Origin of the sequence: Nonomuraea sp. B5E05 (assembly GCF_039880665.1) — a bacterium.
Classification (GTDB): Bacteria; Actinomycetota; Actinomycetes; order Streptosporangiales; family Streptosporangiaceae; genus Nonomuraea.
On sequence record NZ_JBDPMJ010000019.1, the window covers coordinates 175,635 to 194,657 of the forward strand.

Annotated in this window: 17 protein-coding genes; 7 read left to right on the top strand and 10 right to left on the bottom strand. The window is 71.1% G+C overall.

What is annotated here, in order from left to right:
* From ABGB01_RS31095 to ABGB01_RS31115, 5 genes are all read right to left on the bottom strand, one after another.
* Nucleotides 1-768, bottom strand: a complete 768-nt coding sequence (locus tag ABGB01_RS31095; protein WP_347777062.1) for a cytochrome P450 — start codon at nt 766-768, stop codon at nt 1-3.
* 48 nt (nt 769-816) lie between these two features.
* Nucleotides 817-1,506, bottom strand: a complete 690-nt coding sequence (locus ABGB01_RS31100; protein ID WP_347777063.1) for a DUF998 domain-containing protein — start codon at nt 1,504-1,506, stop codon at nt 817-819.
* A complete protein-coding gene (locus ABGB01_RS31105) occupies nt 1,503-2,708 on the bottom strand; it encodes a glycosyltransferase (RefSeq protein WP_347777080.1) in 1,206 nt (401 codons plus the stop codon). The genes ABGB01_RS31100 and ABGB01_RS31105 overlap by 4 nt, the downstream gene beginning before the upstream one ends.
* Before the next feature lie 63 nt (nt 2,709-2,771).
* Nucleotides 2,772-3,584 (bottom strand): DMT family transporter, encoded by an 813-nt coding sequence (locus ABGB01_RS31110; protein ID WP_347777064.1) that lies wholly within the window; start codon nt 3,582-3,584, stop codon nt 2,772-2,774.
* Between the two features lie 36 nt (nt 3,585-3,620).
* Nucleotides 3,621-4,238 (bottom strand): DedA family protein, encoded by a 618-nt coding sequence (locus tag ABGB01_RS31115; RefSeq protein WP_347777065.1) that lies wholly within the window; start codon nt 4,236-4,238, stop codon nt 3,621-3,623.
* Nucleotides 4,239-4,627: 389 nt separating this feature from the next.
* On the opposite strand from ABGB01_RS31115, the gene ABGB01_RS31120 reads away from it, so the two are divergent.
* Together ABGB01_RS31120 and ABGB01_RS31125 are read left to right on the top strand one after the other, a co-directional pair.
* Nucleotides 4,628-5,845, top strand: coding sequence for a histidine kinase (locus ABGB01_RS31120; RefSeq protein ID WP_347777066.1), 1,218 nt, complete (start codon nt 4,628-4,630; stop codon nt 5,843-5,845).
* On the top strand, nt 5,835-6,809 hold the full coding sequence (locus ABGB01_RS31125) for a hypothetical protein (protein WP_347777067.1): 975 nt from the start codon (nt 5,835-5,837) through the stop codon (nt 6,807-6,809). Before ABGB01_RS31120 ends, ABGB01_RS31125 begins: the two co-directional genes overlap by 11 nt.
* On the opposite strand, the gene ABGB01_RS31130 is transcribed toward ABGB01_RS31125, so the two are convergent.
* Nucleotides 6,717-7,358, bottom strand: a complete 642-nt coding sequence (locus ABGB01_RS31130) for a VC0807 family protein (RefSeq protein WP_347621968.1) — start codon at nt 7,356-7,358, stop codon at nt 6,717-6,719. The genes ABGB01_RS31125 and ABGB01_RS31130 overlap by 93 nt on opposite strands.
* 214 nt (nt 7,359-7,572) lie before the next feature.
* Entirely contained in the window at nt 7,573-8,232 is a 660-nt protein-coding gene (gene leuE / locus ABGB01_RS31135; protein ID WP_347777068.1) for a leucine efflux protein LeuE, read from the bottom strand.
* A 281-nt stretch (nt 8,233-8,513) separates the two neighbouring features.
* Here leuE and ABGB01_RS31140 point away from each other — a divergent pair, with 281 nt between their 5' ends.
* Together ABGB01_RS31140 and ABGB01_RS31145 are read left to right on the top strand one after the other, a co-directional pair.
* A complete protein-coding gene (locus ABGB01_RS31140) occupies nt 8,514-10,079 on the top strand; it encodes a cellulose binding domain-containing protein (protein ID WP_347777069.1) in 1,566 nt (521 codons plus the stop codon).
* Entirely contained in the window at nt 10,076-11,491 is a 1,416-nt protein-coding gene (locus ABGB01_RS31145) for a carbohydrate-binding protein (protein ID WP_347777070.1), read from the top strand. Before ABGB01_RS31140 ends, ABGB01_RS31145 begins: the two co-directional genes overlap by 4 nt.
* 261 nt (nt 11,492-11,752) lie before the next feature.
* Here the strand turns inward: ABGB01_RS31145 and ABGB01_RS31150 are convergent, their stop codons facing one another.
* A complete protein-coding gene (locus ABGB01_RS31150) occupies nt 11,753-13,333 on the bottom strand; it encodes a molybdopterin-dependent oxidoreductase (protein WP_347777071.1) in 1,581 nt (526 codons plus the stop codon).
* Nucleotides 13,334-13,450: 117 nt separating this feature from the next.
* Here ABGB01_RS31150 and ABGB01_RS31155 point away from each other — a divergent pair, with 117 nt between their 5' ends.
* Nucleotides 13,451-14,845, top strand: a complete 1,395-nt coding sequence (locus ABGB01_RS31155) for a hypothetical protein (RefSeq protein WP_347777072.1) — start codon at nt 13,451-13,453, stop codon at nt 14,843-14,845.
* On the opposite strand, the gene erm is transcribed toward ABGB01_RS31155, so the two are convergent.
* A complete protein-coding gene (erm, locus tag ABGB01_RS31160) occupies nt 14,834-15,658 on the bottom strand; it encodes a 23S ribosomal RNA methyltransferase Erm (RefSeq protein ID WP_347777073.1) in 825 nt (274 codons plus the stop codon). The genes ABGB01_RS31155 and erm overlap by 12 nt on opposite strands.
* 426 nt (nt 15,659-16,084) lie before the next feature.
* On the opposite strand from erm, the gene ABGB01_RS31165 reads away from it, so the two are divergent.
* Nucleotides 16,085-16,939 (top strand): hypothetical protein, encoded by an 855-nt coding sequence (locus ABGB01_RS31165; RefSeq protein ID WP_347777074.1) that lies wholly within the window; start codon nt 16,085-16,087, stop codon nt 16,937-16,939.
* 36 nt (nt 16,940-16,975) lie between these two features.
* Nucleotides 16,976-17,683 (top strand): DUF6597 domain-containing transcriptional factor, encoded by a 708-nt coding sequence (locus ABGB01_RS31170; protein ID WP_347777075.1) that lies wholly within the window; start codon nt 16,976-16,978, stop codon nt 17,681-17,683.
* On the opposite strand, the gene ABGB01_RS31175 is transcribed toward ABGB01_RS31170, so the two are convergent.
* Nucleotides 17,660-18,700: an AI-2E family transporter gene (locus tag ABGB01_RS31175; RefSeq protein ID WP_347777076.1), complete on the bottom strand. Its 1,041-nt coding sequence runs from the start codon at nt 18,698-18,700 to the stop codon at nt 17,660-17,662. The genes ABGB01_RS31170 and ABGB01_RS31175 overlap by 24 nt on opposite strands.
* Nucleotides 18,701-19,023 lie beyond the last annotated feature (323 nt).

Consider the following 19,023-nt stretch of genomic DNA (forward strand, 5'->3'; position numbering starts at 1 on the left):
TTATCGCGGGCGCGGCGGCCGGGATGTCGCGAGCAGCGCGTCGAGCACACCGGCGGCGAGTGCGAGGGCATGGCCGGGCGCGGGGCAGGGGCGGATGCCGGAGCCGAAGGTCAGGTGCGGGCTCGGGCCGCGGGCGGGGTCGAACCGCTCGGCGTCGGCGAACACGTCGGAGTCGCGGTTGGCGGCCACCACATCGATCGTCACCGTCTCACCGGTCCTCGTGTCGAGCCTGCGGGTGGCCCTGAGCGGCGGGTCCCGCCTGAGCGTCTCGTCCAGCACCGCCTCGGGGTCGTCGCCGGGCCCGGCGTGCCGGAGCGCGTTCTCGATCAGCCCTACCGTGGCGGCGTGGCCCTGCAGCAGCAGGGTGATCACGGGAACGCCGGCCAGTGTGAGCAACCGCGCGACGGCGGCGTCGGCCTGCGGGGTCTGCTCACCGGACAGGTAGCCGGACGCCGCGGCGGGTACGGCGGCGGTGTCCTCGACGCCGAGCGCGGACGCGAGCACGGCCGTGGGGACGCCCCGCCAGTCGCCGTCCCGCTCCTCGGTCATGGCGGCGGCCGCCCGCCTCAGCTCGGCGGGCTCCAGCCCGGCCAGCAGCTCGACCAGGACGCGGCGTCGCCCGGCGTGGATCTCGCCGGTGCTGAAGCGCGACACGCGGGCGCGCAGCCAGGCGAGCGTCCCCTCCGCGCCGTCCTGGCGTACGGGAGGCGGCACGTACGCGGCGTCGTCGAGCACGGCACGGGCCTCGGCATGACGGGTGATGAGCATGCCGTCACGCTAGAACGGGATCGTTTCGCCGGCGCTCGAAGCATGCCGTCAGGCGGCCAGCCGTTCCTGGCGCTCCGGCGGCCCGGCCTCGGCGGGGCTCGCGGGCCCAGCGGTCTGCCCAGCGGTCCTGGCGGCGCTCCGCCTTCCGGCGAAGGCCAGCGCCATCACCACGATGAGCAGCATCTCGGCCACCACGAGCCCCCGCTCCAGCAGCCCGTAGTAGGCGGCGCCGTCGATCAGCGGCGAGGTGATGGAGGCCGGGTGCGCCGCCAGGTAGAACGCCAGCGACAGTGCGGAGGTCACGCTCAGGGCCTTGACCGCGTTCCAGCCGGGCGCCGCCGCGCGGCCCCTGGCCAGGCTCCAGCCGGCGACCGGCAGCGAGGTGAAGACCACGGCCGCCGCCCAGCGGTGGATCTCCCCGGAGAGCGTGCCGATCTGCGACGACCCGGGGTCGGTGGGGAAGATCGCGCTCATCATCAGCCCCGCCGCCCCGGCCAGCAGCAGGACACGGGTGGCCGCGGTGCGCGCCGGCTCCGCGGCCGCCAGCCCGTACGCGAGACTCAGGCACGCCCCCGCGAGTGCCAGCATCCCGATCAGCACGGGCGCCAGCCCGCCGGAGACCAGCGCGTAGTCGCTGATCAGCGGCTGCACGGGCAAGGCGATCTCCGCGTAGGCGAGGGCGCAGAAGGACACCACCGTGCCGATGACGGTGCCCCACACGGTCTGCTTTCGGGTCATCGCGCCACCTCGTCATAGATCGTCTCGAACCGGGCCAGCGACGTCTGGTCGTCGTGGGTGAGCGCCAGCTCGCGGCTGGCCTTGCCGAGCCTGGCGCGCAGGCCGTCGTCGGTGAGGATGCTCGTCAGGTGCCTGGCCAGCGTGGCCACGTCACCCGGCTGGAACAAGTAGCCGTTGCCGTCCACCAGGTGCGGCAGCGCCATCGCGTCGGCGGCCACCACGGGCAGCCCGGTGGCCATGGCCTCCAGCGTGGCGATGCTCTGCAGCTCGGCGATGCCCGGCATGGCGAACACGTCGGCGGACGCGTACGCCTGGGGCATGATCTCGTCGGGCACGAAGCCGAGGAAGAACACCCGATCGCCCACGCCGATGCGCTTGGCCAGCCGCTCCAGCTCCATGCGCTGGTTGCCCCGGCCGACCAGCACCGCCTGCGCGTCGGTGTCGTTCAGCACGATCGGCAGCGCGCGTACGATCTCGTCGATGCGCTTCTCCTCGTCCAGGCGGCCGACGAACATGACGGTGGGCCGGTCGGGGAGGTCGAACATCTTGCGCGCCCACGCCTTGGGCTCGGAGTGCGGGCGGAACCTGGCCAGGTCGATGCCGCAGGAGACCGGCTCCACCTCGCGGCCGAAGCCCTGCTCGGACAGGAGCTGGGCGGCCAGCGGGGTGGGCGTGGTGATGTGGTCGGCGCGGTTGAAGATCCGGCTGAAGTCGCTCCAGGCCAGCTTGCCCGCCTTGGCCCGCAGCCGCTCGGGGATGTGGCCGAACTGGAAGAGGTTGTCGGGCATGAAGTGGTTGGTGGCGACCACGGGCACGCCCGCGCGGCGGGCGGCGGCGATGGCGGCCCGGCCCACCACGAAGTGGCCCTGCGTGTGCAGCACGTCGGGGGCGATCGAGGCGATCAGGCGGTCGAGCCTGGTCGGCACGGTGACCCGCATCGTGGGGTGGACCAGCAGCGGCGCGGAGCGCAGCCGGTGGACCACCACGCCGTCCTCCACGTCGGCGCTGGCGGGGCCCACCTCCGACTGGCAGACCACGTGCACCTCGTTGCCGCGCGCGGCCAGGCCGGTGGCGAGGCGGTGGGTGAAGTAGGCGGCGCCGTTGACGTCGGGCGGGTAGGTGTCGCTCGAGATCAGGATCCGGCGGGGGCGTTCGGCGGCCGGGGCGAGGGCCGGCTGCTCGGTGACGGTGTGCAGGGGCATGGCCATGCGAGTGACTCCGATGATGAGAGGCCAGGGGAGGGCCGGTGAAACGTACGGGACAGATCAGGCAAGGTCGCGGTGTGCCTCCAGCGGGCTGGTCCGTGCCAGGGCGACGGTGCCGGCGGCGGTGAGCGCGGCGGCCGCGACCGGGAGGACTCCTGTCGGCAGCGGCTCGCCGAGCAGCAGCGCGCCGAACGCCACCGCGGTCAGCGGGTCGGCGATCTGCAGCGAGGCGAACGAGACGCCGAAGTGCCCGACGGCGTAGGCGCGCTGGAGCATCATCAGCGCGAGCAGGGCGGGGATCGGCAGCGCCAGCAGGTACCACCAGTTCCACGCGCCGTCCACCAGCACGCGCACGAGCGTGGCGGTGGCGCCGTACAGGACGCCCGAGCTGGTCGCCAGCAGCGCCGCCCGGCCCGCCGGCGAGACCGCCCGCGAACCGGCCCACAACAGGACAGCGGCGACGCCGGCCACACCCAGGAGCGTGAGCACGCCCGTCGGGCTGAGGTAGGTGGGGCCGTGCGACTCGGGAACGAGCAGGACCAGGCCGATCAGCCCGGCCGCCACCACGCCGGCCGCCGCCAGTTCCTTGCGTGACGGCCTGCGGCCGTGCAGCGTGGCGGCGATCGGCAGGGCGAACAGCAGGCTGGCCACGCCCATCGGCTGGACGATGGTCAGGGGGCCCAGCCCGAGCGCGACGATGTGCAGGCCACCACCCGCGAGAATGGAGACGCCGCCGATCAGCCAGCGCGGCCTGCGCAGCAGCGCGAGCAGCCCGGGCTTGGCGGTGCCGACCGCCTCGAACTGCTGGAGGGCGGCTCCGAGCGCGAAGAACAGCGAACCGACCAGGGCTATCACCGCGGCCAGCACAGTCATGCGCACTCCTTTCAGACGGATGGTCGCCGGGCAGGGTCAAACGGGTGTGTCCGTGGGAAGACGTTCAGGGGAAGGCTGGATGGCGCGGCGCTTCCTGATCCACCGCACGATCTCGACGGCCGCGGTGACGGACACCGCGATGCCCAGCCCGAGCAGCAGGCCCTTGATGGGGTCGTTCTCGAACGCCATCCCGCCGAAGAAGCCGATCAGGCCGGAGTACACCGCCCACGAGATCGCCGCGATCGTGTCGAAGAAGGTGAACGAGCGCAGCGGGTGCCGGACCGCGCCCATGGTCAGCGTGGTCGCGGTGCGCCCGCCGGGGATGTACCTGGCCACGACGAGCACGAGCCCGCCCCGCTCTTCCAGGGCGCCGCGCGCCCAGACGAACGCCTTCTTGTTCCGCAGCCTCCCGCCTGACGTCTTCCCGATCAGGTAGGAGATGTGGTCGCCCGCGAAGGCGCCCAGAGCCGCGACGATGATCACCAGCGCCAGGTTCGTCTCGCCGGACGCCGCGAACACCCCGGCGGTGATCACCGACGTCTCGGCGGGCACGATGGGGAAGAACCCGTCGAGCAACGCCAGGCCGAAGAGCACGGCGTACAACCATGGTGACGCCATGGCCTGCTGGACCAGGTCGAGAATGGCGTGCGACATAACAGGGGCTCCGATCGTCAGGGCACTCACATAGCGTGTCGGCGCTGGACCGTGGGGAACATCGGGGATGCCCCCGGTCGAACGCGGGCCCATCCCCGATACGGGTCAGGGCCTGTACCCCATGAAGCTAGAAACTCCGCAGGTCACGGCACATCGGACGATCGGCACACACCGCCCCCTACTTTCGTCAGGGTCGCGGTGCGACCTTCCGATGACACCATCGATCCAACCCGGATCGGTCTTCTCGGACACCAGTGCAGATAGGCGCTTTCACGGTGGGGTTAGCTCTACTCCGGCGGTGACCCGAGCCCCACCCTGACTTTCGTCAGGGGTGTCACCTGCCGTCCGGGGAGGGCGCCGGCCGGCACGCGGCGGATAACGTCGACGCCGTGAAGCACCTGCGCCCGCTCCGCCGCGAGACCCGCCGCAAGCTGGTCTACGACCTGCTGCTGTGGGCCGTTCTCAGCGTCTTCGTGTCCGCCATGGGGCCCGACCCGTTCCTGGACCCCGCGGGGTTCGCGATGATCACTGTGCCCAGGTTGGTGCTCGCCGCCGCGGCCGTGCTGGTCGGCCGGCGCTGGCCGCTGGCCGCCCTGGTGCTGCTGCTGCCGCTCGGGCCGTGGCAGTTCACCGAGGGATTCGCGACCGTTGACCTGAGCTGGCTGCTGCCCCGGCGCAACGTGAAGATCCTCCCGTTGCTGCCCACGTCGCCCTTCATCGTGTGGTACGCCTACCTCACCGGGCGGCGCATGACCAGGGCGTGGCCCGCGCCGGCGGCGTTCTGCCTGGTCACGATCGTGGGCGTGGGCGTCATCCTGGCCAGGGGCGGTGACCTGGCCCTGTGGGTCTCCATGACCACCGCGCTCATCGGCACCTACCTGGTGCCCTACCTGCTCGGGCTGCTCAGGAGGAGGCTGCTCCAGCAGCGGCGGGTGGCCAGGCTGTCGGTCGAGGCCCAGGCCAGGCTGCGCGAGCGGGCCAGGATCGCCCGCGACATGCACGACTCGCTCGGCCACGACCTGGCGCTGATCGCGGTCAGGGCGGCCGGGCTGGAGCTGGCTCCCGGGCTGGGCCCCGCCGGGGTCAGGGCCGCAGGCGAGTTGCGGGTCGCCGCCGCCGACGCCACCGAGCGGCTGCGCCAGATCATCGGGCTGCTGCGGGAGGAGGCCGACGCGCCGCCGCTGACACCCGCGGACGAGGACGTGGCCGAGCTCGTACACCGGGCCAGGGACTCCGGCATGACGGTCGGCCTCGACCTGATCCACGGGCCGGTGCCCGGCCTGGCACGCGCGGTGGTCCAGGAAGGGATCACCAACGCCGCCAAGCACGCGCCGGGGGCGGCCGTCCAGGTCGAGGTCTCGCCGGAGCGCGTCACCGTACGCAATGGGCCGCCGCGCTCCCGGCCCACCGCGCAGCCCGGCGGTCTCGGGCTGGCGGGCCTGCGCGAGCGCGTACGGCTGGCCGGCGGCGCCCTCACCGCGGGCCCGATGGGCGAGGGCGGTGGCTACGAACTGGCTGTGACCCTCCCCCACGCGGGGGAGGGGGATCCCCGCCGCTCGGGAGGTGACGAACGGCCCGCCGCGCGACGCTCGATCCATGACCACTGAACAGGGACCGGCGATAGGCCGCGTCACCGCGGCGATCGTGACGGTCGCCGCGATGCTCCCGTACCTCACGCTGAAGATCCTCTGGCTGACCGGGAGCTCCGTCGGGGTCACCGAGCCGGAGCTGATGAACGACTCGGCGATGGTCGGGCTCAACGCCATGACCTTCGGCATGGACGCCGTCGGGCTGCTGCTGGCGGTGGCCTTCACCACGCGCTGGGGCATGCGGCTGCCGGCCTGGCTCGTGCTGCTGCCGCTGTGGGTGGGCACGGGACTGCTGTCGGTGGTGACCGTCACGGCGCCGGTCCTGGTGGCGACCGACGGGATCGCGGTGTTCAGCGGCGGCGCCATCGAGGCGTGGGTCTACATGATGGTCTACGGCGGTTTCGTCGGGCAGGGCATCGGCCTGATGACGACCTTCGTCCTCTACGCCCGCGACCGGTGGCCCGCGATCTTCACTGCCCGGCTCCGACACGCCTTCGCCGGCCCTGCCGAGTCGTTCCAGAGGGTCGTGGCCTGGGGAGCGCTGCTGGTCACCACGGCGGTCGCCGGGGTGCGCCTGTCGTGGACGTTCGGCGCGCCCGCCGTGGCGGTCGTCATGGACGGGTTCAAGGCGCTGCTCGCTCTCGCCGGGGCCGTCGCGTTCGTGGCCGTCGTCCGGCGGCGCGGGGACATCCCGTTCTGGCGACTGCTCGTGCCGGTCTGGCTCGGCTCCGGCTCGTTGTTCGGCTGGGGCCTCTACACGATGATCGTCAGCTCCGTCGGAGGGCCGCTCGCCGGCGGGGGCTCGGGAGCGGTCGGCCTCGTGGAGCTGTTCGGCATGCTGACCGGGCTGGTCATGGGGATGAGCGGGGCGTACGTGCTGGCCGAGCGGTCAGGCGTGGGCGACGTGCAGCCTCTTGAGGAGCCGCTTGAAGGCGACGATCGAGATGGTGATCGCCAGGCCGCTTATCACGGCCACCGCTGACGTCCGCAGCACCATGTACGAGCCGAGCGAGCCCGCGACATATTCGTAGACGGCCAGGCAGATGCTCAGAGACGAGTTCATCAGCAGCACGAACGCCCACAGCAGCGTGATCCGGGCGAAGAACCTGCGCACCCGCTCGTGCTTGAGCACCGCCGACGGCAGGTGGATGTAGTCGAGCGTGAGCTTCTGCACGAGCGGCCTGTTCAGCCGCACGGACGCGAGGAAGACCATGCTGATGCAGATGGTGCCCATCTCCGGCTGGATGAAGAACCACACCCAGGTGCCGGTCCAGAAGGCCACGATCGCGCGGATGGTGATCGCGAACGCCGCCAGATACATGGTCGCGGGCACCCTGATCCGCCTGACCAGCCGCCACGCCACCCCGAAATAGACCCAGGCGACGGTCATGACGAGCGCCCACTGGAATCCGAGGACGACCATGGCCAGGTAGAACACCACCAGCGGCGCCACCACGCTTTCGAGCAGCTGGGGTGCCGCCTGCCGGGCGAGCGCCGTGAGGCGTGGAAGGGTGACCTGAGGGTGATTCAAGGCTGCTCCGCAGATGGGCCGACGATCAGCGACTACCGGGGCCCCGCAGGACCAGGCGCTCCAGATGGACCGCTCGTGGTAACCAGAGCGTCATCAGCGCCGTCCCGGGAAGCGGGCCGGTGGCCTACCGTACCCGAGGCCGGCTGATGCGACGGCCTCCTTCGGCACGTTCCCGCTGTTCCATACGGAATCGGCTGGGTATTGAACCCGGCTCTCATCCGAGTGACGCGGTGGCGAGCTTCGCGCCGAACCCGACGAAGACGACGCCGACCCCCGAGGTCAGCCCCGCGCCGAGCCTCCTGTGCCGGCGGAACTGGCCGGCCAGGAACGTGCCGCCGAAGATCAGGGCCGTCAGGTAGAGCACGCTGAACACCTGGATGATCGCGCCCAGGATGGCGAACGACAGCGCGGGGGCCGGATAGGCGGGGTCCACGAACTGGATGAAGAACGAGACGAAGAACAGGATCGCCTTCGGGTTGAGCAGGCTGATGCCCAGGGCCTTGCGGAACGGGCGAAGGCGGCGTTCCCGCTCCTCCTGGGGTCGCGTGGCGGCGTCCCCGTCAGGCCCGGCCCGCCAGGCCCGCACCGCGCCGCGGATCATCTGGAAGCCGATCCAGGCCAGGTAGCCGGCGCCCGCGTACTTGACGATCGTGAAGAGCAGCGGGGTGGAGCGGAGCAGGGACGCGGCGCCGGCAGCCGCCAGGACCATCAGCACGGTGTCGCCGACGAACACGCCCGCGGCGGCCCGGTAACCCTGCCGGACACCGCGGCGGGCGGCGAGGCTGAGCACGTACAGCGAGTTCGGGCCCGGCAGCAGAATGATCAGGAAGGCGCCGATGACGTAGGCCCAGAAATCGGTGATGCCGAAGAACATGCGGACTGCCCTCCGCGAACGCTTGCTGGTGACACATCACGATATCGCCTGGTTTGCCCCACCCGCAGGTGGCGGGGACGTTGTTTGGGTCTTGTAAGGCTCCGGAGTCAAGGTTACGATCGCCGCGAATGCTTAGGAAAGTTTCCTAAAAGATGGACACCACCGGTCCGCGCTGACACCTCCAACGCCCGTGCCACCTCCCCCACGGGCCGTGCCGTACGCCTTGCGCTCTCACCCCCCGGCGCAAGGCGTACGGCACGCACACCCCCCAAGGAAGAACCGTGAGACTTCGGCCGATTCTCCTGGCGCTCGCGACCCTCGCACTCAGCCTGACCGCCCCGCCCGCCCACGCCGCCTCCGCCACCGCGACCTTCGTCAAGGTCTCCGACTGGGGCTCGGGTTTCGAGGGCAAGGTCACCGTCACCAACGGCACCTCCACCCCCATGAACGGCTGGAACGTCCAGTTCGACGTCCCGGCAGGCTTCTCCATCCCGTCCGCGTGGGACGCGGTCATGTCGAGGAGCGGACAGCACTACACGTTCACCACCCCGTCCTGGGCGTCGCCGCTGGCCGCAGGGGCGAGCGTGAGCTTCGGCTTCAACGGCAGCCCGGGCAACTTCCCCGGCGTCTCCGGCTGCACACTGAACGGCGCTCCCTGCGGCGACTCCGGTGAGGACCCCGGCGGGCTCGGCAAGGTCGGCGGCATCAGGCTGACCTCCGCCACCGCGACCAGCGCCGCGCTGAGCTGGAGCGCCGTCCCCGGCGCCACCGGCTACAAGGTCCGGCTCGACGGCGCGGCGGCCGTCACCGTCACCGGCACCTCGCACACCCTCACCGGCCTGGACCCCTGCTCCTCGCACACGGTCACGATCACCGCGACGGACGCCTCGGGCGACGGCCCCGCCGGTGATCCCTTCGGCTTCACCACGGCCGGCTGCCAGAGCGGCACGCTGCCCAGGCACTTCCTCACCGGCTACTGGCACAACTTCGTCAATCCCGCCGTCGAGCTCAAGCTGTCGGCCGTGCCCGACGAGTACGACCTGATCGCGGTGGCGTTCGGCGAGGCCACCGCCACCCCGGGCGAGGTCGTGTTCGGGGTCGACCCCGAACTGGCCACGGCGCTGGGCGGCTACACCGACGCCCAGTTCAGGGCGGACGTCCAGGCGCTACAGCAGCGCGGTAAGAAGGTGATCCTGTCGGTCGGCGGCGAGGCCGGGCGCGTGCAGGTCGCGAGCGCCGCGGCCGCCACGCGGTTCGCCGACTCGGTGTACGCGCTGATGCGGAGCTACGGCTTCGACGGCGTGGACATCGACTTGGAGAACGGTCTCAACGCCACCTACATGGGTCAGGCGCTGAGATCGCTGCGCGCCAAGGCCGGTTCCGGGCTGATCATCACCATGGCCCCGCAGACCATCGACATGCAGTCGACCGGGATGGAGTACTTCAAGCTCGCCCTGTCCATCAAGGACATCCTCACCGTCGTCCACACGCAGTTCTACAACTCCGGCTCGATGCTCGGCTGCGACCAGGCCTTCGCGTACTCGCAGGGCACGGTCGACTTCATCACCGCGCTGGCCTGCATCCAGCTCGAGAACGGGCTCCGTCCGGACCAGGTGGCGCTGGGCCTGCCGGCCGGGCCGGGCGCCGCGAACGGCGGTGTCGTGTCCCCCTCGGTCGTCACCAGGGCGCTCGACTGCCTGGCCAAGCGGACCGGCTGCGGGACCTTCGTGCCGCCGCGCGCCTACCCGGACATCAGGGGCGCGATGACGTGGTCCATCAACTGGGACGCGAGCAACAACTGGTCCTTCTCCAAGACCGTCAAGCCTCACCTTCAGGGAATGTCATGAAATTTCGTCGCAAAATTCTTGCGTTAGCGACCGGAGTCGCCCTCGCCCTGACCGGCCTGGCCACCAGCGGGCCCGCCGCCCACGCCACCGGCACGGTGCGGCACATGGCCGCCGCCTGGGCCCCGGGAACCGCGTACGCCACCGGCGCGGTCGTCACCTACAACGGCGTCGACTACGTCTGCCTGCAGGGCCACACCTCACAGACCGGCTGGGAGCCCCCCGCCGTGCCGGCGCTCTGGAAGCCCACCTCCGGCGGCGATCCCGGCCCCGGAGCCCCCGGCGCGCCGGGCACGGTGAGCACGTCGGTCACCAACTCCAGCATCACGCTGCGCTGGGGCGCCGCCGGCGGCACCGTGACGGGCTACCGCGTGTACGAGGGCTCGACCCGGCGCGCCCAGGTCACCGGCACCAGCGCCACCATCTCGGGGCTCGGCTCGTGCACGACCCACACCTACACCGTGAAGGCGTACAACGCGGCGGGCGAGTCGGCCGGCCGCGACGCCACCGCCACCACGTCAGGCTGCACCGGTAACAACCCCAGCAAGATGCCCGGCGCCCCCTACCTCTACATGGGCTGGGGCAACCCGCCCAACCCGGGCGCCGTCATGGACGCCACCGGCGTGAAGTCGTTCACGATGGCATTCATCCTGTCCAGTGGCGGCTGCACCCCGGCGTGGGACGGGCAGCGCCCGCTGACCGGCGGCGCCGACCAGCAGGCGATCAACACGATCAAGTCGAAGGGCGGCAGCGTCCAGATCTCCTTCGGCGGCTGGCAGGGCAACAAGCTCGGCCCCAACTGCTCCTCGCCGCAGGCGTTCGCGGGCGCGGTGCAGCAGGTCATCAACGCGGTCGGCCCGGCCGTCGTCGACTTCGACATCGAGAACACCGACGAGTTCGAGAACTACACCGTCCAGGACCGCATCCTGAACGGCCTCAAGATCGTCAGGCGGAACAACCCGAACGTCAAGATCGTCGTCACCTTCGGCACCACCAGGACCGGCCCGAACGCCCACGGCGTCCGCCTCGTCAACCAGGCCAGGGCCCTCGGCGTGCCGATCGACAACTTCACGATCATGCCCTTCGACTTCGGCAGCCCCAACATCTACCAGGACACCGTCAACGCGTCCGAGGGCCTGAAGAACGTGCTCAAGAACGCGTACGGCTGGTCCGACGCCCAGGCGTACGCGCACATGGGCATCTCCGGCATGAACGGCCTGTCCGACCAGCAGGAGCTGACCTCGCCCGGCACCTGGACACAGATCCGCGACTGGGCCAGGTCCAAGGGCCTGACCAGGCTCGCGTACTGGGCGGTCAACCGTGACCGGCCCTGCCCGGGTGGCGGCGTGACCTCCAACTGCAGCGGCATCGCCCAGTCCGAATGGGAGTTCACCAGAACCACCGCCGGCTTCTGACCCCGCGCGAATCCGGCCCGCCCCTCCACCGGGGCGGGCCGGGCCAGGAGGAACGTCATGAATCTCCGAGCGGCGACGGCCGCGCTCGTCCTGGGACTCACCACGCTGGCCCCGGCTGCCTGGCCACGGGCGCCGGCTGCGGGACGTACCGGCCGCGCGGCGTCTATCCGGGGCTGCGGGGCCTGATGGCCTGGTCGATCAACTGGGGCCGGCACAACGGGTTCGAGTTCTCCCGGAGCCACCGGGCGTACCTGGACGGGCTCACCTGACGCGGACGAGCTGGGTGGGCTTGAGCGGGACGCCGAGGCCGGGCGGCCGGTAAGTGGGCAGGGCCTCGCCGTACTCGTGCATCCAGGCGTGGTCCACCAGCAGCCGCATCCGCCCGGCTGGCGGCACCCGGCCGGGCCTGGCGGGGTCGATCCGGCCGATCATCCTCGTCACGGCCGCCACCACGAGTTCCGTGTCCGGCGCGGACAGGTCGCAGTGGTCGTCAGGCCCGATGAGCAGGTCGACGTCGGGAGGCAGCGGATAGATCGGGCGCGGCAGGGCGAGCACGCGCGGCGGCGGGGCCATCGGCCAGCCGTCGCGCACCGCCTCCAGCAGCACCGAGCGCGACGTCTTGTGCGCGAACAACCCATCGGCCAGCGCCCAGCTCAGCGCCCCCACGTCGGAGCGGTCCTCGCCGCAGGCGTGCAGGCACAGGTACGGCACCAGCGGAACCCCCGCACCGCCCGCCTGCGCCCAGCCGCCACCGCACCCGGTGAGCACCAGCAGCGCCAGCATCGCCCGGTAGGCGGTGTCGGCGTGCGGCGTCTCCAGCCGCCCGGGCACGATCACGCACTCGCCGCCCGTCTTCTCCGCCGTCACGCCCAGCTCCCGCGCGATCTTCACCGTCCGCGACGCGGCCACCCCGGTGCAGGCCTCCTGCCAGGCCGGCGTGTACGGTTCCGCCCGGTCGTCGTAGCCGCGCGGCCACACGCCCGGCAACCGGGGCCTGGCCACCCCGTAGACGGCCAGCAGCAGGTCGAACACGGTCGTCACCAGGTCGCCGCCGTCGCGCAGCACGGGCACGCCGCGCCGCAGCACCCCCGGGCCGTCGTCGAAGCGCGGCAGCAGCACTTCCACCGCCTCGCCGCCGTACACGCTGAGCCGGTCGCAGGCGCCGCCCGTCAGCCCGGCCGGCACGTACGCCTCTTCGCGATCCCGCAGTCGCACCAGGAGCGGCAGATCGGTGTGCTCCATCGCCTGCCCGGCGAACGGCGTGCGGTCGAGGAAGAACTCCTTGAGCAGCACGTGTCCCATGGCCATGGCCAGCGCGCCGTCCGTGCCGGGCCGCACGACCAGCGTCTCGTCGGACAACCGCGTCGGATGCGTGCCGATCGCGACCACCTTCTGGCCCTTGTAGCGGCCGGCGATCACCCAGGGCGTGTCCGCCGAGCGTACGAGCCGGTTGTTCTCGCCCCACAGCAGCACGTATGCCGCCCGCGCCCAGTCCTCGGCGCGTGACGGACCGGCGAAGCGCGGCCCCAGCACCTGCTCGGGGGCGCACGGGTGCTCGGTCAGCACCGCACCGCCGAGCCGGCCGACGAGACGCGCCAGCGGGGAGCTGGCCAGCGCGGCCACCCGCTCGGGCCCGTGCTCGTCGGCGGTGTGCACGATCGCCGCCGCCACCAGCTCGGCGGCCGTCGCGTCGTCGAGCGGCACCCGCCGCTCACCCCTGGCCTGCTGGTACTCCTGTGAATTGGCTGTGAGTTTCGCCCAGGCCGCGACCGGGTCGCGCAGCCCGTTCCTCACCTCGAAATAGAGCCTGACCAGTGCCTGGTTGACCTGCGATCCCCCCATGCGAAGAGTTCAACACAAAGAGTGATGCCGTATCGCTATACGTGTCGGCATGTCGGGGATAAGAATCGGAACCCCTGGTGGCGGCTGCGCTCCGGGTGCGGCAGGCTATATCCCGCCATGGATTACGCAGTTCTCACAGGCATCGTCCTCGTCTCCGGTGTCGTGCTCGCCCTCGTCGCCCAGTGGCGCGACTGGCGGCCGCCGCTCCTCGTCGCCGTTGCCGTGGGCATCGCCGTACGCGTGCTGATCATGTACACGTCGGCGATCGATTCGTGGCAGCCCGTCGACTTCGTGGAGAGCTTCAAGCCCGCTGGCGAGGCCGTGCTGCGGGGCGAGGACCCGGTGCTGGCCAGCGAGGGCGGCTGGCACTTCCTGCCGACGATCCCCTACGCGTACGGCATCCTGCTGTGGCTCGGCATCCCGTGGGAATACGCCGGGCGCCTGGTCACCGTGGTCGCCGACATCGTGCTCATCCCGCTGGTGGCCAAGCTGGCCGGCGGCCCCAGGGCGTCGCTGCGGGCCTTCCAGTACGCGCTCAACCCGCTCGCCCTGATGGTCGCCTGCATCCACGGCCAGGTCGAGCCGGTCGCGCTGGTGTTCGGCGTCGCCGCGTTCGTGGTGGCCAGAGGGCCGGGCGCGCCCGAGCGCCCCGGGATGACCACCGACGTGGTCGCGCGGGTGCGCGCGGGCCTGGCCGCGCACGGCGTCCGGGCCTCCGTCCCGCGGGTGATCGGCCGCGGCGGCATGCTGCACCGCTCGCTGCTGCCGGGCGAGGACGACCGCGCCGACCTCAGGCGGGGCGCGCTGGCGGGGCTGCTCATGGGCCTGGCGCTGTGCGCCAAGAGCTGGCCCATCTGGCTGATCCCCGGAATGCTGCTGCTCCTGCCCCATCTGCGCGCCCGCGTCGCCGCCCTGTTCGCGACCGGGCTGGTGCCCGTCTTCTTCCTGGTGACGCTGCCGGTCTTCGCGGGCACGTCGCTCGACCAGATCCCGGCGGTCATCCACACCATCCAGGACATCCGGCCCATCGTCGGCGAATGGGGCTGGACGCCGTGGCTGACCGAGGGGCAGTGGGCGCTCCGGCCCGACCTGGCCTCGTTCGGCACGAAGCTGATCTACGTGAGCGTCGTCGCCGCCGTGCTCTACTGGCGGCGGGCCGACCCGGTCGACATGACGATCGCCGTGCTGCTGGTCTTCATGGTCATGACGCCCCGGCTCGGCGCCCAATACCTCATGTGGTTCATGCCGTTCCTGGTCGCCAGGCCCACGAGGTTCGCCTGGCCGGCCATCATCGGCGCCTCGCTCTGGGCCGGCTACGGCTACCTCTACATGACGCAGTTCGACTTCAACGGGTGGTGGCTGCAGCACGCCGACTGGTCGCGGGCCTCGATCCTGCTGCTGCCGATCCTGGCCCTGGCCATGCCCTGGGGCCGCCGCCGCGTGGCGACAGCCCCGGGACCGGTTCCGTCTCAGGGGTGTTCTGACGACTCGAGGATCACGTCACCGGCATAGGCGCCCCCACAACGTGATCCACTGGTCGGGGTGCACGTGTCCCACGACGGCGTCGCGGGACACGCCGGCCGCCGCCAGCGCGGTGTCCACCCCGTCATACCTCGCCTTCAGCGACGCGCGCACCGATCCGCCCACGCCGCCGAACCCCACCTCGACCAGCTCCTGGTAGGAGCGGCCGCCGCCCACGAGCGGCTCGGGCCTGCGCTGGATGCGCAGGATCGCCGAGTCGACCGACGGGACGGGCCGGAAGCTCTCCCTGCCGATCGTGTCGCCGAGCTTCCAGCTGAACCACGGCCACGACTCCACCGTGACCAGGCTCCAGCGGCCGTAGCCGCCCGCGCGCTTGCGGGCGTACTCCCGCTGCGTGAGCAGCGTCGCCGAGGTCAGGGCCGGTGCCCGCAGGCACCAGTCGACGATCTTCGACGTGATCGAGTAGGGGATGTTCCCCACGACCGCGAACGGCTCCCGCGGCGCCCTCACGGTGGTGAAGTCGCGCCTGACGATGTCGATCCGCGGGTCGCTGCGGGTGCGCGAGGCCAGCCGCCCGGCCAGCCGGGGATCGACTTCGTAGCCGACCACCTGGGCGCCCGCCTCGGCCAGCGCCAGGGTGAGCGCGCCCTCGCCGGGGCCGGGCTCCAGCACCAGCCCTTCCGGGCCGGCGGCCTTGACCATCAGGTCGACGGCATGCCGGTCGACCAGGAAGTTCTGCGAGAGCGTGCGCCGCGCCCGATCCACGGGTGTGCGGCCGCCACCGCTGTTCCTGGCCTTCTTCTGAGTGTGTGAATAGTTTCCGTGCGCGTAATTCTGCGCCACAGCACTGCCCTTCCGGGTCCTCGAGACAACGGGTTGCTCGAAGGGCCCTGGGCACGCGCGCGGACGCCCAGCGTCAGGTGCTCGCGTCCGCTAGCGGGCCAGAGCCCGGCCGTGGCGGATGCGGATGAAAACCTGGCAGGTGAACATGCATGACATGAGGCCGACCCTAAGCCGACCCCCGTCGACCGGGCAAAACATTTAATCGGCCGCGCCGGCGAGGGCCGGACCAGCTTGGAGCGTGTGCAACCAACGGTCATCGGCGCCCGCGTGGTGCCGTTCACCGCGCGCGCCCGGTCCTCTTCGTGAAACAGGCGTGCCGCCGTCGCTCCCGCGCGGGCCCGTGTCCGATTACGACAAGACTCCCGCCCTCACCCTGGATAGCTTCGCCGTGACGATTGACGTCCCACCCCTGAAGGACCAGCCGAGATGGACATGCTCGACCGCGCACGACGCTACCTGGACCTGAACGCCAGGCTGATCGACCGACTGCGTTTCGAGGCGCTGTTCGGCGACGGACCACGTGAGCGGGTGCTCGACGTGCTGCGCTGCTACCAGAACGCCGACGGCGGCTTCGGCAACGCGCTGGAGCCCGATCTGAGGGGCCAGGGCAGCCAGCCCGAGCCGGTCGAGGTGGCTTTCTGGATCCTCGACGAACTCGACGCCTTCGACTCCCCGATGGTGCCCGCGGCCTGCGACTACCTCGCCCAGGTCAGCGCCGAGGACGGCGGTGTGCCGTTCGTGCTGCCGTCGGTCAGGAACACGCCGAGAGCCCCGTGGTGGGAAACGGCCGACGACCCTCCAGGAAGTCTCGTGCCCACCGCGTCGATCGCCGCGCTGCTCCACAAGCACGGCAGCACCCACCCGTGGCTCGCCGCCGCGACCGCGTTCTGCTGGTCGCGGATCGCCGAGATCGACGAGACGAATCCGTACGAAGCCCGCGCCGTCGTGCCCTTCCTCAACCTGGTGCCCGACCGGGACAGGGCGGAGGCCGAGTTCGCCCGGATCAAGGAGGCCATCCTCGCGACGGTCGCCCTCGACCCCCACGCCACGGGGGAGGCGCACTTCCCGCTGGACTTCGCGCCGGAGCCGTTGCGGCTGCCGCTGTTCACGCACGACGTCCTCGACACCCACCTCGACGCGCTCGCCGCCGCCCAGTCCGAGGAAGGCGGATGGAACGGCAACTGGCTGATGTGGACGCCGCTGGTGGCGCACGAATGGGGCGGCTACATCACCGTCCATCGGCTGAAGACGCTGCGCGCGTACGGACGGCTGAAGGGGTGAGGCCGTTCTGTCGGTGAGGCCGCGTACGTTGGGGGCATGTACGCGGAACGGCCTCCCGACCCCGATCTCGCCGGCCGTGTCGCCTGCGTGTGGCACCTGGTCAGCGAGACGGAGCAGATCCAGCTCGTCGTGCCCGACGCCTGCGTCGACCTCATCTGGGGCCCCCGCGGGCTGTTCGTGGCGGGCCCCGACACCGGGCCCATGCCGACGTCCATGGCGGCGGGCGACACGTTCACGGGTGTGCGGTTCCGTCCCGGCGCGGTGGGCGACTTCTTCGGCGTGCCGCTCCACGAGCTGCGTGACCGGCGCGTCCCCCTGTCCGACCTGCCCTTCCCGGCCGAGCGCATCGAGGAGGCCGCCCCGCGAGTCGGCGCGCGGCCGGCCGCCATGCGCACCGAGGTGAGGCGGCGGCTGGCCGCCACCACGGGCGCCGACCCCGCCGGTGCCGCCATCACGGGGGCGCTCCGCGAGGGCCGCACGGTCGCGGAGGTGGCCTGGCAGCTGGGCTTCAGCGAGCGCCAGCTCCACCGCCGCAGCCTGGCCTCCTTCGGCTACGCGCCGAAGACCCTTCAGCGCATCGTGCGTTTCCAGCGCGCACTCGGCCTGGCCCGCGCCGGCGTCCCGCTGGCGCAGGCGGCCGTCACGGCCGGTTATGCCGACCAGAGCCACCTGTCCCACGACGTCAGGCGGCTGAGCGGCGGGTCCATGCGCAGACTGCTCTCACCTGCGGGACGGTCCGCCTGACACGAGGCTCTGCGCCCACCTGGCGCGCGGATCGCTGTCGATCAGCAACGCCCGGGTCAGCAGGCTCAGCGGGATGGCGAGGATCGCACCCAGCGGCCCCAGCACGAACGTCCACACGATCAGCGACAGGAACGTCATCGTGGTCGAGAGCCCCACCGCGTCCCCGAGGAACTTGGGCAGGATGAACGACTGCACCACCACGTTGATGACGCTGTAGGCGACGATGACCAGCACCATCGTCTGCACGCCGCCGTCCAGCAGGGCGAGCATGGCCGGCGGCACCAGCCCGATGACGAAGCCGATGTTCGGGATGTAGTTGGCGATGAGCGCCAGCACACCCCAGAGCAGCGGCAGCGGCACGTCCAGCACCGACAGGGCGAGCACGTCGAGGGTCGCGCAGATCAGCCCGAAGACGGTCGAGACGATCAGATAGCGCCGCGTCTTGTGCGCGAACGTGGCCAGCGCCGTCACCAGCTGCGGCCGATACCCTTCACCGGTCGTCAGGACCTTCGATGTCACCGGCGCGTCGAGACACATCGCCAGCAGCAGCACGATGATGAGGAAGAGCGCGGAAAGAACGCCGATCAGGCTGCCGAGCAGGCTCTGCGCCAAGCCGAGAATCGACCCCGCGTCGAACGCCTGCAGCATTTTGTCGAGCACGTCGTTGCTGACGCCGTGCGCGGCGGCCCAGGCCAGCGTGTCGGCGAGGAGCCGGTCGAACTGGGCGGCGTACGCCGGCAGCAGAGAGACGAGCTGGGTTATCGAGATCGTCAGGATGCCGACCATGCCCAGCAGCGCCAGCACGACGATGAGGAAGGGCACGGCGACCTGCAGCCACGTGGGCGCCCCCCTGGCGGCCAGCCACGTGCGCACCGGCGAGACGGCGATGACGAGCACGAGCGCCAGCACGACGGGGCCCACGATCGAGGCGACCTCGCGGATTCCGAAGAGGGCGACCACCGCGGCGGCGATTCCCACCATGATGATGAGCGCCCTGGGGACGGGTTGATCTGGCACGCCCCCTACCTACCCGTACCCGGCGGGAGCACCGCCGATTTGACGGTTCCGGGAGGCGTACATAGAGTTCAGCAGTCCCACGAGAGCGGCGTTGATCGCCGATCTCACTCGGGGGCCACCTCCAGACACTGACCAACCTTGTGGATGTTCGCGTCCACTCTGAAGGGCTGGTAAGTTAGAGGGGTTGTCTCCGAACGGGGGCGGCGCTTAATTCCCGCAGGTTGTGCAGGTCCGGTCAATTTGACAGGGACTTGAACGGCTGAAAGAGTTAAGACACAACGAAATGAACGCCTCCGAGCGAGGATCCCGGACACGGGGTTTTG

What these genes read in the sequence shown, in the direction of transcription:
- ABGB01_RS31110 (WP_347777064.1), bottom strand. Translation starts at nt 3,584, where the DNA reads ATGACTGTGCTGGCCGCGGTGATAGCCCTGGTCGGTTCGCTGTTCTTC.
- ABGB01_RS31115 (WP_347777065.1), bottom strand. Translation starts at nt 4,238, where the DNA reads ATGTCGCACGCCATTCTCGACCTGGTCCAGCAGGCCATGGCGTCACCA.
- ABGB01_RS31095 (WP_347777062.1), bottom strand. Translation starts at nt 768, where the DNA reads ATGCTCATCACCCGTCATGCCGAGGCCCGTGCCGTGCTCGACGACGCC.
- ABGB01_RS31100 (WP_347777063.1), bottom strand. Translation starts at nt 1,506, where the DNA reads ATGACCCGAAAGCAGACCGTGTGGGGCACCGTCATCGGCACGGTGGTG.
- ABGB01_RS31170 (WP_347777075.1), top strand. Translation starts at nt 16,976, where the DNA reads ATGTACGCGGAACGGCCTCCCGACCCCGATCTCGCCGGCCGTGTCGCC.
- leuE (WP_347777068.1), bottom strand. Translation starts at nt 8,232, where the DNA reads ATGTTCTTCGGCATCACCGATTTCTGGGCCTACGTCATCGGCGCCTTC.
- ABGB01_RS31125 (WP_347777067.1), top strand. Translation starts at nt 5,835, where the DNA reads ATGACCACTGAACAGGGACCGGCGATAGGCCGCGTCACCGCGGCGATC.
- ABGB01_RS31150 (WP_347777071.1), bottom strand. Translation starts at nt 13,333, where the DNA reads ATGGGGGGATCGCAGGTCAACCAGGCACTGGTCAGGCTCTATTTCGAG.
- ABGB01_RS31165 (WP_347777074.1), top strand. Translation starts at nt 16,085, where the DNA reads ATGGACATGCTCGACCGCGCACGACGCTACCTGGACCTGAACGCCAGG.
- ABGB01_RS31105 (WP_347777080.1), bottom strand. Translation starts at nt 2,708, where the DNA reads ATGCCCCTGCACACCGTCACCGAGCAGCCGGCCCTCGCCCCGGCCGCC.
- ABGB01_RS31155 (WP_347777072.1), top strand. Translation starts at nt 13,451, where the DNA reads ATGGATTACGCAGTTCTCACAGGCATCGTCCTCGTCTCCGGTGTCGTG.
- ABGB01_RS31145 (WP_347777070.1), top strand. Translation starts at nt 10,076, where the DNA reads ATGAAATTTCGTCGCAAAATTCTTGCGTTAGCGACCGGAGTCGCCCTC.